Source organism: Streptomyces sp. HUAS MG56 (genome assembly GCF_058673395.1).
On the sequence record NZ_CM178722.1, the window covers coordinates 6,550,735 to 6,564,956 of the forward strand.

General features: G+C 69.1%; 11 protein-coding genes. 7 read left to right on the plus strand and 4 right to left on the minus strand.

Annotated elements, in window-relative coordinates; genetic code table 11:
* Positions 1 to 7: 7 nt before the first annotated feature.
* Positions 8 to 829, minus strand: a complete 822-nt coding sequence (gene sdhC, locus AC4OXY_RS31020) for a succinate dehydrogenase subunit SdhC (RefSeq protein WP_376288810.1) — start codon at positions 827 to 829, stop codon at positions 8 to 10.
* 28 nt (positions 830 to 857) lie between these two features.
* Positions 858 to 1,148, minus strand: coding sequence for an Rv0250c family protein (locus AC4OXY_RS31025; protein WP_356026509.1), 291 nt, complete (start codon positions 1,146 to 1,148; stop codon positions 858 to 860).
* A 289-nt stretch (positions 1,149 to 1,437) separates the two neighbouring features.
* Here AC4OXY_RS31025 and AC4OXY_RS31030 point away from each other — a divergent pair, with 289 nt between their 5' ends.
* The 7 genes from AC4OXY_RS31030 to AC4OXY_RS31060 all read left to right on the plus strand — a co-directional run bounded on the left by AC4OXY_RS31030 (position 1,438) and on the right by AC4OXY_RS31060 (position 12,006).
* On the plus strand, positions 1,438 to 3,624 hold the full coding sequence (locus AC4OXY_RS31030) for an ABC transporter family substrate-binding protein (protein WP_356026511.1): 2,187 nt from the start codon (positions 1,438 to 1,440) through the stop codon (positions 3,622 to 3,624).
* A 161-nt stretch (positions 3,625 to 3,785) separates the two neighbouring features.
* Entirely contained in the window at positions 3,786 to 5,693 is a 1,908-nt protein-coding gene (gene typA / locus AC4OXY_RS31035; RefSeq protein WP_491994666.1) for a translational GTPase TypA, read from the plus strand.
* Between the two features lie 178 nt (positions 5,694 to 5,871).
* On the plus strand, positions 5,872 to 6,855 hold the full coding sequence (locus tag AC4OXY_RS31040; protein WP_356026513.1) for an ABC transporter permease: 984 nt from the start codon (positions 5,872 to 5,874) through the stop codon (positions 6,853 to 6,855).
* Between the two features lie 69 nt (positions 6,856 to 6,924).
* Positions 6,925 to 8,733, plus strand: a complete 1,809-nt coding sequence (locus AC4OXY_RS31045; protein ID WP_362818456.1) for an ABC transporter substrate-binding protein — start codon at positions 6,925 to 6,927, stop codon at positions 8,731 to 8,733.
* Between the two features lie 87 nt (positions 8,734 to 8,820).
* Complete coding sequence (locus AC4OXY_RS31050; RefSeq protein ID WP_356026517.1) at positions 8,821 to 9,801, plus strand: ABC transporter permease; 981 nt, start codon at positions 8,821 to 8,823, stop codon at positions 9,799 to 9,801.
* Between the two features lie 22 nt (positions 9,802 to 9,823).
* Positions 9,824 to 10,846, plus strand: a complete 1,023-nt coding sequence (locus AC4OXY_RS31055) for an ABC transporter ATP-binding protein (protein ID WP_356026519.1) — start codon at positions 9,824 to 9,826, stop codon at positions 10,844 to 10,846.
* A 29-nt stretch (positions 10,847 to 10,875) separates the two neighbouring features.
* Positions 10,876 to 12,006: an ABC transporter ATP-binding protein gene (locus AC4OXY_RS31060; protein WP_491991442.1), complete on the plus strand. Its 1,131-nt coding sequence runs from the start codon at positions 10,876 to 10,878 to the stop codon at positions 12,004 to 12,006.
* A 22-nt stretch (positions 12,007 to 12,028) separates the two neighbouring features.
* On the opposite strand, the gene AC4OXY_RS31065 is transcribed toward AC4OXY_RS31060, so the two are convergent.
* Positions 12,029 to 12,775 carry a class I SAM-dependent methyltransferase gene (locus tag AC4OXY_RS31065; protein WP_402063851.1) on the minus strand — a complete coding sequence of 249 codons (747 nt, stop codon included), beginning with the start codon at positions 12,773 to 12,775 and terminating at the stop codon, positions 12,029 to 12,031.
* A 376-nt stretch (positions 12,776 to 13,151) separates the two neighbouring features.
* Positions 13,152 to 14,210, minus strand: coding sequence for an ABC transporter ATP-binding protein (locus AC4OXY_RS31070; protein ID WP_491991443.1), 1,059 nt, complete (start codon positions 14,208 to 14,210; stop codon positions 13,152 to 13,154).
* Positions 14,211 to 14,222: the final 12 nt, after the last annotated feature.

The window sequence follows — 14,222 nt, forward strand, 5'->3', positions numbered from 1 at the left end:
TCTGTTCCTAGAAGAAGCGCGGGTCGGCGAAGACCCCGGACGCGACGAGATACACGTAGAAGTCGGCGAGCCACACGCTGAACAGCGACGCCCACGCCAGCTGCATGTGCCGGGCGTTGAGCCGGCCCACGAACTGCCACGCCCGGTAGCGCACGGGGTGCTTGGAGAAGTGCTTGAGCTTGCCGCCCACGATGTGCCGGCACGAGTGGCAGGAGAGGGTGTACGCCCAGATCAGCACGATGTTGACCAGGAACACCAGGGTGCCGAGGCCCATGTGGCCCCACCGGTAGTGCGTGTCGCGGAAGGACAGCACGGTGTCGTAGGTCAGTACGCCGGCGACCAGCAGGGCGGCGTAGAAGAAGTACCGGTGGACGTTCTGGAGGATGAGCGGGAAGCGGGTCTCGCCGGTGTACTTCGCGTGCGGCTCGGCGACGGCGCAGGCGGGCGGGGACGCCCAGAAGCTGCGGTAGTAGGCCTTGCGGTAGTAGTAGCAGGTCAGCCGGAAGCCGAGCGGGAAGATCAGGATGATGATGGCGGGGGACAGGCCCCACCAGCTCCCGAAGAGGTCGGCGTTCGGACCGGCGTGCATGGTCCGGCAGTTCTGCGCCAGACAGGGCGAGTAGAACGGCGAGACGTACGGCGCCGCGTAGTAGTCCGTGCCCGCGAAGGCCCGCCATGTCGAGTAGACGACGAAGGCGAACAGACCGGCCGCGGTGACGGCGGGGGCCAGCCACCAGCGGTCGGTCCGCAGATGCGGGGCGGCGATCGCGGCGCGCGTACGGGCCCGTACGCCGCCGCTGTTCTGTTGGGGTTCCGTACCAGTGGCCAAGGGATGACTCCGGTCGGTTCGGGTCGGTTCAGGGGGCGTGGCGGTCGCGGGCCCCCAGTCCCTCGTCGTCCGTGTCGACCCACAGGGAGCGGTCGTACGGCGTGTCGGAGATGGTGACGAGGTCGGGCCGGCGGGGCGCGGTGCCCTTGTCGGCCGTGTCGCGCAGCAGCCCGAGGCTTTCGCGCAGATGGTCGGCGTCCATTCGGACCCGGCGCATCTCCAGGCCGTTGCTGCCGAGCTGGTGCTCCAGGCGCCCCAGCGAGCGGTTCAGTTCGTCGAGGGAGCGCTGGACCGAGGCGATGTCGTCGTGCACGGACATGGTGTGCCCTCACTTCCGCGGGTCCGGCGGGCCTTGGGCGGCAACGTTCATGCGCCTTGGAGTGTTGCGCGTCACACGTGCCGATGTGAAGGCATGTGCAGCGATTGGCGGAGGCGTACGGATGCATCAGCGGTGGTGTTGCGCCACACGGGTGAGGTCACCACCCGTCATCGCCGTGTCGCCCTCGGTTGCCGGATCCTTTCCTCTTCAGTGGGCCGCATAGATCTGATCAGCTCCATATACCGCCAAACGTGATCATAACGCCCGCGGCTTCCCGGAGGTAGCAGAAATGTCCAACGAGGGCTGGCGCCCCGAAGGGGCGCGGGGAACTGCGCGCTCGGCCACGACGGTGCCGCGGACGGCCGAGTGCGCTTCGCGGCACTTCACGCGCTCGGTCGCCTTCCTGGCGGCCGGCGCCCTCGTGCCGTTCCTCACCGGCTGCGGCGCCGACGTCGACGAGGCCGGCAAGCCGCTCGCCGGGCAGGACATCGCCCCGGCCGCCCGGGACCTGATCGCCGACGGCGGGACGTTGAAGTGGGCTGTCGACGCCGTCCCCGAGACGCTGAACACCTTCCAGGCCGACGCCGACGCCGGCACCACCCGGATCGCCCAGGCCGTCCTGCCCTCGATGTTCCGCCTCGACGCCCAGGGCCGGCCGGCGCCCAACCCCGCCTACCTGGAGTCGGCCAAGGTCATCGAGACCGAGCCGCGCCAGGTGGTGGAGTACAAGCTGAACCAGCAGGCCGTCTGGAGCGACGGCCGGGAGATCGGCGCCGCCGACTTCGTCGCCCAGTGGCGCGCCCTGTCCGGCAAGGACAGCTCCTACTGGACCGCCCGCAACGCCGGTTACGACCGCATCGAGAAGATCGAGCGCGGCGCCGGCGACCTCCAGGTCCGGGTCACCTTCTCGCGTCCCTACGCCGACTGGAAGTCGCTGTTCTCACCGCTGTACCCGAAGCAGGTCATGGGCAGCCCGGACGCCTTCAACGACGGCGCCCGGCGCAAGCTCCAGATCACCGCCGGACCCTTCAGGGTCGACAAGGTCGACACCGCCGCGAAGGACGTGGTCCTCACCCGCAACCCGCGCTGGTGGGGCAGGCCGGCCAAGCTGTCCCAGATCGAGCTGCACGCCGTACCCCGCGACAAGCGGGCCGCCGCGCTCGCCGACGGCAGCCTGGACGCCGCCGACGTCGACCCCGCCGAAGCGCAGCTGATCGGGCTCGCCGCCCAGGGCGCCGGAAGCCCGCTCCAGGGCTCCGGCAGGACCTCCGTGAAGAAGCTGCGCTCCTGGGCGCGGGCGCACGGTTTCGGCCCCGACAAGGTCAAGGCCGACGAGGAGGAACTGCGCAAGGACGTCGGCGCGTACCTGAACGAGCAGCAGGCGCTGCGCGGCTTCGACGTCCGCAGGTCGCTGGAGCCCGCCTACACCCAGCTCGCCCTCAACGGCTCCGAGGGCCCCCTCGCCGACGAGCGGGTCCGCCGGGCGGTCGCCCGCGCCCTGGACCGCAAGGAACTGGCCAAACTGGTCCTCACCCCGCTGGGCCTGCCCGCGGTCCCGGTCGGCAGCCATCTCGCGCTGTCCGGGCAGAGCGACTACGCCGACAGCAGCGGCGCCGTCGGGCAGGCGGACACCAAGGAGGCGGCGGCGCTGCTCGCCGACGCCGGCTGGGTGGCGGGCGGCCCGGTCAAGGAGCAGAAGAAGGGCAAGAAGGCGGCCGGTCCCGAGAGCGACAAGAGCGCCAAGGAGAAGCCGTCGGACGGCGGCAAGGACGGGCAGTACATCGTCGGCGAGGACAACAAGAGCGGCGACGGCGGCGACCGGCACCTCGCGCAGGAGGGCCGGCAGGGGGGAGTGCCCGGCGCGTACGCCCCCAAGGGCACGGCCGCCCCGGCCGGCGTCCCGGCCGGACCGCTCGCCAAGGACGGCAAGGCGCTCGCGCTGCGCTTCGTGCTCCCCTCCGGGCCCGGCTCCGAGACGTTGCACACGGTCGCCGAGCGGATCTCCGCGATGCTGGACCGGGTCGGCATCCGCACGACGATCAGCAAGGTCCCGGACGAGAGCTACTTCAAGGACCACATCGCCTCCGGCGACTACGACCTCGCCCTGTACTCGTGGCCGTCCTCCGCGTTCCCGGCGACGGACGCCCGCCCGATCTACGCCAAGCCGGTGCCCGCCGCCGACGGCTCGGTGAACGTCGAGCAGAACTACACGCGGGTCGGCACGGACCAGGTGGACCAGCTCTTCGACCAGGCCGCGGCGACCCTGGACGAGGAGGAGGCGCGGAACCTGATCAGGAAGGCCGACTCCAGGATCTGGGCCGCTGCCGGATCGATTCCGCTGTACCAGCGGCCGCAGTTGGTGGGGACGAGGAAGAACCTCGTCAACGTCGGGGCGTTCGGATTCCAGACGCCCGTCTACGAGGACATGGGGTATCTGAAGAAGGGCGCGAAGATCTCCCCGAGCCCCACGAGGTGAGGGCCGCCCGGCCTGCGCGGTGATGATCACACGGCCCTGAGGAGGCCGACCGTCCCGGGGCCACGTACCATGGGGTGAGGCCGTGGCGTGTGAAGCCCGGCAGGGCCCGCGTCACACGGACGTACGCGACGGCCTTCCTCACACTCCGGGAGTACGCCTTCATGGCCACGCGCCACGACATCCGCAACGTCGCCATCGTCGCCCACGTCGACCACGGCAAGACCACCATCGTCGACGGCATGCTGAAGCAGGCCGGCGCGTTCGCCGCCCACCAGCTCGACCAGGTCGACGACCGAGTCATGGACTCGAACGACCTGGAGCGTGAGAAGGGCATCACGATCCTCGCCAAGAACACGGCGGTGAAGTACCACCCCAAGGACGGCGGGGAGCCCATCACCATCAACATCATCGACACCCCCGGCCACGCCGACTTCGGCGGCGAGGTCGAGCGCGGTCTGTCGATGGTCGACGGTGTCGTGCTGCTCGTGGACGCCTCCGAGGGCCCGCTGCCGCAGACCCGCTTCGTGCTGCGCAAGGCGCTCCAGCAGCGCCTGCCCGTCATCCTGTGCATCAACAAGACGGACCGCCCGGACTCCCGGATCGACGAGGTCGTCAACGAGACCTACGACCTGTTCCTGGACCTGGACGCGGACGAGGACCAGATCGAGTTCCCGATCGTCTACGCCTGCGGCCGTGACGGCGTCGCCTCGCTGACCAAGCCGGCCGACGGCACGGTCCCGGCCGACAGCGACAGCCTGGAGCCGTTCTTCTCCACGATCCTGGAGCACATCCCGGCCCCGACCTACGACGAGGCCGCCCCGCTCCAGGCCCACGTCACCAACCTCGACGCCGACAACTTCCTCGGCCGTATCGCGCTGCTCCGCGTCGAGCAGGGCGAGCTGCGCAAGGGCCAGACGGTTGCCTGGATCAAGCGCGACGGCTCGGTCAGCAACGTCCGCATCTCCGAGCTGATGATGACCGAGGCGCTCACCCGCAGGCCCGCCGAGGTGGCCGGCCCGGGTGACATCTGCGCGGTGGCCGGTATCCCGGACATCATGATCGGCGAGACCCTGGCCGACACCGAGAACCCCATCCCGCTGCCGCTGATCACGGTCGACGAGCCCGCGATCTCCATGGTCATCGGTACGAACACCTCGCCGCTGGTCGGCCGGGGCGGCACCGGCAAGGGCGCCGACGCGAAGTCGGCCGTGAAGGACCGCAAGGTCACCGCCCGCCAGGTCAAGGACCGTCTGGACCGCGAGCTGATCGGTAACGTCTCCCTCCGTGTCCTGGAGACGGACCGCCCCGACGCCTGGGAGGTCCAGGGCCGTGGTGAGCTGGCGCTCGCCATCCTGGTCGAGCAGATGCGCCGCGAGGGCTTCGAGCTGACCATCGGCAAGCCCCAGGTCGTCACCAAGGAGGTCGACGGCAAGGTCTACGAGCCGGTCGAGCGCATGACGATCGACGTGCCCGAGGAGCACATGGGCGCGGTCACGCAGCTCATGGGTGTCCGCAAGGGCCGCATGGACAACATGTCGAACCACGGCTCCGGCTGGGTGCGCATGGAGTTCGTGGTGCCGTCCCGCGGTCTGATCGGTTTCCGGACCGAGTTCCTGACCCAGACCCGCGGCACGGGTATCGGCCACTCCATCCACGAGGGCCACGAGCCCTGGTTCGGCACGCTCCAGACCCGTAACAACGGCTCGCTGGTCGCCGACCGCTCCGGCTCCGTCACCGCGTTCGCGATGACGAACCTCCAGGAGCGCGGCGTGCTGTTCACCGAGCCGGGCACCGAGGTGTACGAGGGCATGATCGTCGGTGAGAACTCCCGCTCCGACGACATGGACGTCAACATCACCAAGGAGAAGAAGCTCACCAACATGCGGTCCTCGACGGCCGACGTGGCCGAGTCGATCGTGCCTCCGCGCAAGCTGTCGCTGGAGCAGTCGCTGGAGTTCTGCCGTGACGACGAGTGCGTCGAGGTGACCCCGGAGGCCGTTCGCATCCGCAAGGTGAACCTGGACGCCCGTGAGCGCGCCCGCGCCGCGAGCCGCGCCAAGCACGGCTGATCCACCGGCAGTTGAGCCCGGGTGCCCCGAGGGTGGGGTGCCCGGGCTCTTTGCTGCCCGTGACTGAATTGAGATCTGCAGGCAGTGGTCGGTGGTCGAGCCATGGCAGATAGTTAGCCGCGAAACCCCCTCCTGTTGGTGCATGCGTGGATCACTCACACCTTGAAACGGATAAACCGTGGCAAGTACTGTCGAGACAGAAGCCAGTGCCGTCAAGCTAGAGGGCCGGTCACCCGGCCGCCTGATGTGGATGCGCTTCAAGCGTGACCGCACGGGTGTCATCTCGGCCTACGTCGTGGGCTTCTTCTTCCTGATCGGCCTGCTCGCCCCGCTGATCTCCAAGGTGTACGGCAAGGATCCGTACACGGTGTACGCGGACGAGCGCCCGGACCTGTTCGACAGCGCCGGTGTGCCGGTCAAACCCAACGGCGGTATCAGCGGCGACTTCTGGTTCGGACTCGAACCCGGCAACGGCTACGACGTCTTCACCAAGCTGATCTACGGCATCCGCACCTCGCTGACGATCTCGGTGGCCGTCACCCTCGCGGTCGTCGTCACCGCCATCCTGCTCGGGGTCACCGCCGGCTACCTCGGCGGCAGGACCGACTACCTCCTCGGCCGGGTCATCGACTTCCTGCTCGCCTTCCCGGCCCAGCTGTTCTTCATCGCCAGCATGCCGGTCGTCGTCTCCCTGTTCGTCAGCCCCCGCGACCAGACCCCCACCTACGTCCGGGTGATCGCGCTCATCCTCGTCCAGTGGTTCCTGGGCTGGATGGGCCTCGGCCGCATCCTGCGCGGCACCGCACTCGCCCTGCGCGAACGGGAGTTCATCGAGGCGGCCAAGGTCAGCGGCGCCTCGCCGTGGCGGATCATCCGCAGGGAGATCCTGCCGAACATCGTGACCCCGCTGCTGGTGCAGGCGACCTATCTGCTGCCCAACTTCGTGACCGCCGAGGCCGGTCTGTCCTTCCTCGGCGTGGGCATCGTCGAACCGACGCCTGACTGGGGGCAGATGTTCTCCAAGGCGTCCACCCAACTGGTGATGGAGAACGACATCACCTACATGTTCTTCCCCGGCATCTCGATGATCATCTTCGTCGTCGCGTTCAACCTGCTCGGGGACTCGGTCAGAGACGCCTTCGATCCCAAGACCGCGCGCTGACCCCCGTACCGCAACTCCCGTACCGCAATCCGACGGAACGTCAGTTTCACAGATGGGTGGGATCTCGTGATGAGTAGGGGCGGACGCCACGCATACGGCGCACTCTCCGTGCTCGCGGCCGGAGCTCTCGTGCTCACCGGTTGCAGCAAGGGCGGCAGCGACACCGGTACGAACGACAAGAAGGACCAGCAGAACGCCAAGAGCCAGCAGGCGCCCATCAAGTTCGGGAACGCCGCCGACTCCACCGGCCCCGCGGCCCCGGTGCCCGGCGCCAAGTCCGGCGGAGCCATGGAGGTGCTCGCGCGCGACAGCTACGCCCACCTCGACCCGGCCCAGATCTACGTGCAGGACCAGATGGCGATGGCGCAGCTGATCCACAGAGGCCTCACCGGCTACAAGGCGACCAGCGACGACGGCCACCAGCACGAGGTGGTCGGCGACCTCGCCACCGACTCCGGCACCACCACCGACGGCGGCAAGACCTGGAAGTACACGCTCAAGGACGGCATCAAGTTCGCGGACGGCACGCCGATCACCTCCACGGACGTCCGCCAGACCGTCGAGCGTCTCTTCGCGCCCTTCATCACCCAGGGCCCGAGCTACCTCCAGCAGTGGCTCGCGAACACCTCGGGCACCGGCTACCGCAAGCTGCTCCCCGACGGCCCGTACAAGGGCAAGCACCTGCCGGACAGCGTCCTGTCGACGCCCGACGCGAAGACCGTCGTCTTCCACTTCGCCAAGCCGCACCCGGACCTGCCGTACACCCTGGCGATGGCCGGCTACGCGGTCGTCTCCGCCAAGGGCGACACCCAGCAGAAGTACGACAAGAACCCGGTCACCACCGGCCCGTACAAGATCCAGTCGTTCCAGTCCGGCAAGTCGATGGTGCTGGTCAGGAACCCGAACTGGGACCCGAAGACGGACCCGATCCGGCACCAGTACGTGGACCGGTTCAACATCACGTTCAACCAGCAGTACGAGACCTCCACCAAGGCGCTGCTCGCCGACAGCGGGCCCGACCGGACCGGCGTCAGCTTCAGCAACCAGGTCGACGCGGGCAACCTCTCCAAGGTGCTCGGGGACCCGAAGCTCAAGTCCCGCACGGTCTCCGGCTACCAGCCGTACGTCGGCCAGATGAACATCAACATGAGCAAGCCCGAGATGAAGGACATCCGGGTCCGCGAGGCCATCGCCTACGCCCTGCCGATCTCGCCGTTCGTGCGGGCCTACGGCGGCAGCGACGCCATGGAGGTCGCGGGCGGCATCATCTCCCCGACCGTCTCCGGCTACGACGCCTCCTTCGACCCGTTCGGCAAGAAGAAGAACCCCGGCGGCGACCCGGCCAAGGCCAGGAAACTGCTCCAGGACGCCGGCAAGCTCAACATGAAGCTGACCTTCGGCTACATCAACACCAACGAGGGTCAGCAGTACTCCACCGCCATGGCCGCGGGCCTGACCAAGGCCGGATTCAACGTGCAGCGCCAGGAGATCCCGTCCGAGACCTACTACGACCAGGTCTCCAAGCTGAACAACAACTACGACATCTTCCACAGCGCGTGGGGCGCCGACTGGCCGTCCGCCTCCACGGTGATCCCGCCCTCCTTCGACGGCCGGCAGATCGCCGACGGCGCGGCGAACTACTCGCAGGTCAACGACACGCACGTGAACAGCGAGATCGACCGCATCAGCGCGATCACCGACCCGGTCAAGGCCGCGGCCGAGTGGGAGAAGCTCGACAAGTACCTGCTGACCAAGGTGGTCAACGTCGTCCCGACGGGCTACTACAAGCAGGTCCAGATCGCCGGTTCGGGCGTCGGCGGGTTCGTCTACGACGACGTGATCGGCGGCGTCGACCCGCGCCGACTCTTCATCAAGTAACCGTCCCCGTACGGCACTCGGCGCGCTCCCGGTCGGGGTGCGCGCCGGGTGCCGGCCCGGCCGCCGACGTCTGAGAGCTGCCCTGTCATGCTGCGCTTCCTCGTGCGCCGGATCATCGGCGCCGTCGTCATCCTGTTCCTGCTGAGCATCGTCGCGTTCCTGCTCTTCTTCGGGGTGCCCCGGGACCCGGCACTCCTGATGTGCGGCAAGACCTGCAACCCGGACAGCATCGCGAACATCCACCATGTGCTCGGCCTCGACAAGCCCCTCACCGAGCAGTACGGGATCTTCCTGCACAACCTCGTCCTGGGCAGCGGCCAGTTCGCCCAGGGACCGTGCCCCGCCCCCTGCTTCGGCTACTCGTACCACACCGACGAGCAGGTCTGGGGCACGCTGATGGACCGCCTGCCCACCACCGTCTCGCTCACCCTGGGCGCGGCCGCGTGCTTCCTGCTCGTCGGCCTCGGCACCGGACTGCTCGCCGCCTGGCGGCGCGGCACGCTGGTCGACAAGACGGCCACCGCCGGCGCCATGGTCGTCAGCTCGCTCCAGATCTACTTCCTCGGCCCGCTGGCCCTCGCGGTCCTCGTCTACCAGACCCACTGGTTCGACAAGCCGGCCTACACCCCGATCAGCCAGGACCCCGTCAGCTGGTTCAGCGGCCTGGTCATCCCCTGGGTGGTGCTGTCCACGATCTTCGCCGCGCAGTACACCCGTATGGCCCGCTCCTCGATGATCGAACAGCTCCAGGAGGAGCACGTCCGCACCGCCCGCGCCAAGGGCATGTCCCGGGCCTACGTCTTCTTCCGCTACGCCTGGCGCGGCTCGCTCATCCCGATCGTCACCATCTTCGGCATCGACCTCGGCTCGCTGTTCGGCGGCGCCATCATCACCGAGTACACCTTCGGCCTGCCGGGCCTCGGCAACCTCGCCGTGCAGGCCGTCAACTTCAGCGATCTGCCGCTGCTGCTCGGCGTGATGCTCTTCTCGGCCAGCATGATCCTGCTGTTCAACATCATCGTCGACGCCGCGTACGCCTTCATCGACCCGCGCGTGCGGCTGTCCTGAGGCCGAAGGAGAAGCAGACGTCATGAGCAACCCTCTTCTCTCCGTACGGGACCTGCACGTCAGCTTCCGGACCGAGGACGGCGTCGTACGGGCCGTGGACGGGCTCTCCTTCGACCTGGAGCGGGGCAGGACGCTCGGCATCGTGGGGGAGTCCGGCTCGGGCAAGTCGGTGACCAACCTGACCGTCCTCGGGCTGCACAACCCCATGTTCACCACGGTCGAGGGCGAAATCCTGCTCGACGGAAGGGAGTTGACCACCGCGCGCGAGTCCGAGCTGGAGAAGCTGCGCGGCAACAAGGTCGCCATGATCTTCCAGGACCCGCTCACCGCGCTCTCCCCGTACTACACCGTCGGCCGGCAGATCGCCGAGCCGTACATGAAGCACAACGGCGCCTCCAAGAAGGCCGCCTGGGAGCGGGCCGTGGAGATGCTCGGCAAGGTCGGCATCCCGAACCCGAAGGAGCGGGCGAAGGACTATCCGCACCAGTTCTCCGGCGGTATGCGCCAGCGTGCGATGATCGCCATGGCGCTGGTCTGCGACCCCGACCTGCTCATCGCCGACGAACCCACGACCGCCCTCGACGTGACCGTGCAGGCGCAGATTCTCGATCTGCTCAAGGACCTGCAACAGGAGTTCGGATCCGGCATCATCTTCATCACCCACGACCTGGGGGTGATCGCCGACATGGCCGACGACATCATGGTGATGTACGCGGGCGGAGCGGTGGAACGGGGCACCACGCACGAGGTGCTGCGCTCGCCCCAGCACCCGTACACCTGGGGCCTGCTGAACTCCATGCCGCGCCTCGACTCCGATCCAGGCGGCCGGCTGTCCCCGATCCCCGGCACGCCGCCCTCGCTGCTCCGCCCGCCGTCCGGCTGCCGCTTCCACCCCCGCTGCACCTTCCAGGACCGGGTGGCGGGCACCGGCCGCTGCGCGGGGGAGCGACCGCTCCTCGCCCCCGACCGGGCAGCGGCCTGCCATCTCACCGCGGACCAGAAGCGGACCATCTTCATCGAGGAGATCAAGCCCCGACTGGGCTAGGTCGTCAGACGTTCCAGGAGGTCACCGGCATGACAGAGGACCTGGTCCTTCCGGCACCGCGCGAACAGGGCGGCGGCACGGACGGGGAGCCGTTGCTGCAGGTCTCGAAGCTGACCAAGTACTTCCCCGTCAAAGGCGGTTTCCCGATCCGCCGGACCATCGGCCACGTCCAGGCCGTGGACGGCATCGACCTGACCGTGCACGCCGGGGAGAGCTTCGGCCTGGTCGGCGAGTCGGGCTGCGGCAAGTCCACCACCGGCCGGGTGATCACCCGGCTGCTGGAGCCGACGTCCGGATCGGTCACCTACCGCGGCCGGGACATCAGCCACGCCGGCCGCAGGGAACTGGCGCCGATCCGCTCCGAGATCCAGATGATCTTCCAGGACCCGTACTCGTCGCTGAACCCCCGGCAGACGGTGGGCACGATCATCTCCGGTCCCATGGAGATCAACGGCATCCGGCCGGAGGGCGGCCGGGAGAACCGGGTCCGTGAACTCCTGGAGATCGTCGGTCTCAACCCCGAGCACTACAACCGCTTCCCGCACGAGTTCTCCGGCGGCCAGCGCCAGCGCATCGGCGTGGCCCGGGCGCTGGCCCTGGAGCCGAAGCTGATCGTCGCCGACGAGCCGGTCTCGGCCCTGGACGTCTCGATCCAGGCCCAGGTCGTAAACCTGCTCCAGAAGGTCCAGAACGAGCTCGGCATCGCCTTCCTCTTCATCGCCCACGACCTCGCGATCGTCCGGCACTTCTCGCAGCGCGTCGCCGTGATGTACCTCGGGAAGATCATCGAGGTGGGCGACCGCGAGTCCATCTACGTCCGTCCCCGCCACCCCTACACCCACGCCCTGCTGTCCGCCGTACCCGAGGTGAACCTCACGGACGACGACAGCGCGGGCCGCGAGCGCATCCGGCTGGCTGGTGACGTCCCCTCCCCGATCGCCCCGCCCTCGGGCTGCCGCTTCCGCACCCGCTGCTGGAAGGCACAGGACAGGTGCGCGTCGGAGGAGCCACCGCTGGTCCGGCTCTCCGGGAACCACGAGGGCCATCTGACGGCCTGCCACTTCCCGGAGGAGCCGACGATCGAGGCGCGGGACGAGGACATCATCCTGGACCCGGCACTGGCGGCGCTGGAGGAGCGGCCGGGCGAGCCGGGCGCCTGAGGCGCTTCTGCGGGCAGCCGGGCTAGCGCGCCCTTTCGGCCACGGTGATGATCTCGGGGCCGATGGCGGTGAGCGGCCCGCGCTGCCAGTCCCCGTACTGCGCCACGACGCTCAGCCCGGCCTCGCCGAGGACGTCCCGCAGGGCGTGGTCGTCGAGGAACCGCAGGACGCCGTGGCTGACCCGGGGCGCGGGCCAGCCGTCGCCCTCGTACGTCTCGGTGAACCGCACCCGCCCGCGGTGCAGCCCGTCGCCCTGGACCTCGTGCCACATCCGCACCGGCGTGCCGTCGGCCGCCGTGACCTCGTGCACCCGCTCCGGGGTCCACCGTTCCCAGGCCCGGGCGGCCGGATTACGGGTCTCGAACACGAACCGCCCGCCGGGCCCGAGAGCCTCCCGCACGGCGTGCAGCAGGCGGCGGATCTCCTCGTCCCCGGTCAGCTCCTGGAAGGCGTGTCCGGTCATGACGACGAGGTCGAACTCGCCGTCCCAGCTTCGCACTCGGGTGTCTCCGAGCACCCACTCGACGCCGTCCGGCCGGGCTCTGCGCGCCTGGACGAGCATGGCGGCGGCCGGATCGAGTCCCGTCAGCCGTCCCGGATGCCCCTCGGCCCGGGCCCGCCGCAGCAGGCGCCCGGTCCCGCATCCGATGTCCAGCACCGCGCGGGCCTCCCGCACCAGACCGAGGTAGAAGTCGTCACCCGGCCCCCAGGGGTTGAGGCTGTCGTAGAGCGCGGCGAGCGAGAGATCGGCGAACGAATGATCTACCACCGCGGCAGTGTGACACACGAAACTGAACGGTGTGTCAGGTTCCGGTGGAGTTCTTGAGGGTCTCTCAACTCTGGCGCCTCAAGGCGTCGACGAAGGTGGTGAAGGTGGCGGGTGGGAGGGCGAGGGCGGCTCGGGCGTGGCCTGAGTCGGAGCGTGGTCGTGGGGCCGCTCGCTTCAGAGAGCGGCCCGGAAGGGCGGTGGGCCTGGCCGGTGCCGGGCCCTGGAGCCGGCTGTGCAGGGCTGTCGGCTGGAGGGAGGGGGCCGCATTCGTTCCAGGAAGGGGCGTGGGCGACGGGGGCCGAAGGGGGAGAGGGGCGGCCAACGCCGAAGGCCCGCGCCTGGGCGGGCGCGGGCCTTCGGGTGGGGCCTGTTCGGGTCAGGCTGCCGTCTCGGTGTCCTTGACGAGGTCGGCCTTGGCCGGGCGGGGGGCGGGGGCCGTCTCCTGCGTCTCCGGGTAGTGGCAGGCCGTGAGGTGGCCAGGCTTGTTGCCGTCCACTTGCACCAGCGGCGGTGCCTCCGTCGCGCACTTCTCCGTCGCCTTCCAGCAGCGGGTGCGGAAGCGGCAGCCGGAGGGCGGGTTGATCGGGGAGGGGACGTCACCGACCAGGCGGATGCGCTCGCGCGGCTCCGCGTCCACCGTCGCCTCGGGCACGGCGGAGAGCAGGGCCCGGGTGTACGGGTGACGGGGGTTGTCGTACAGGTCCGCGCGGTCGGCGATCTCGACGATCTTGCCCAGGTACATCACCGCGACGCGCTGCGAGAAGTGCCGGACGATCGCGAGGTCGTGGGCGATGAAGACGAACGCGATGCCCAGTTCCTTCTGGACCTTCTGGAGCAGGTTGACGACCTGGGCCTGGATCGAGACGTCCAGGGCCGAGACCGGCTCGTCGGCGACGATCAGCTTCGGCTCCAGGGCCAGCGCCCGGGCCACGCCGATGCGCTGGCGCTGGCCGCCGGAGAACTCGTGCGGGAAGCGGTTGTAGTGCTCGGGGTTGAGACCGACGATCTCCAGGAGTTCACGGACCCGGTTCTCCCGGCCGCCCTCCGGCCGGATGCCGTTGATCTCCATGGGGCCGGAGATGATCTTGCCGACCGTCTGCCGGGGGTTCAGCGAGGCGTACGGGTCCTGGAAGATCATCTGGATCTCGGAGCGGATCGGCGCCAGCTGCTTGCGGCCCGCGTGCGTGATGTCCTGCCCGCGGTATGTGATCTTGCCGCCGGTCGGTTCGAGGAGGCGGGTGATCAGCCGGCCCGTGGTCGACTTGCCGCAGCCCGACTCGCCGACGAGGCCCAGGCTCTCGCCCTCGGCCACCTGGAAGTCCAGGCCGTCGACCGCCTGCACCGCGCCGACCGTACGGCGGACGGGGAAGCCGCCCTTGATCGGGAAGTGCTTCGTGAGCCCGGAGACGTCCAGGAGGGGGTTCGTGTTGCTCATGGTCGTGAAGTC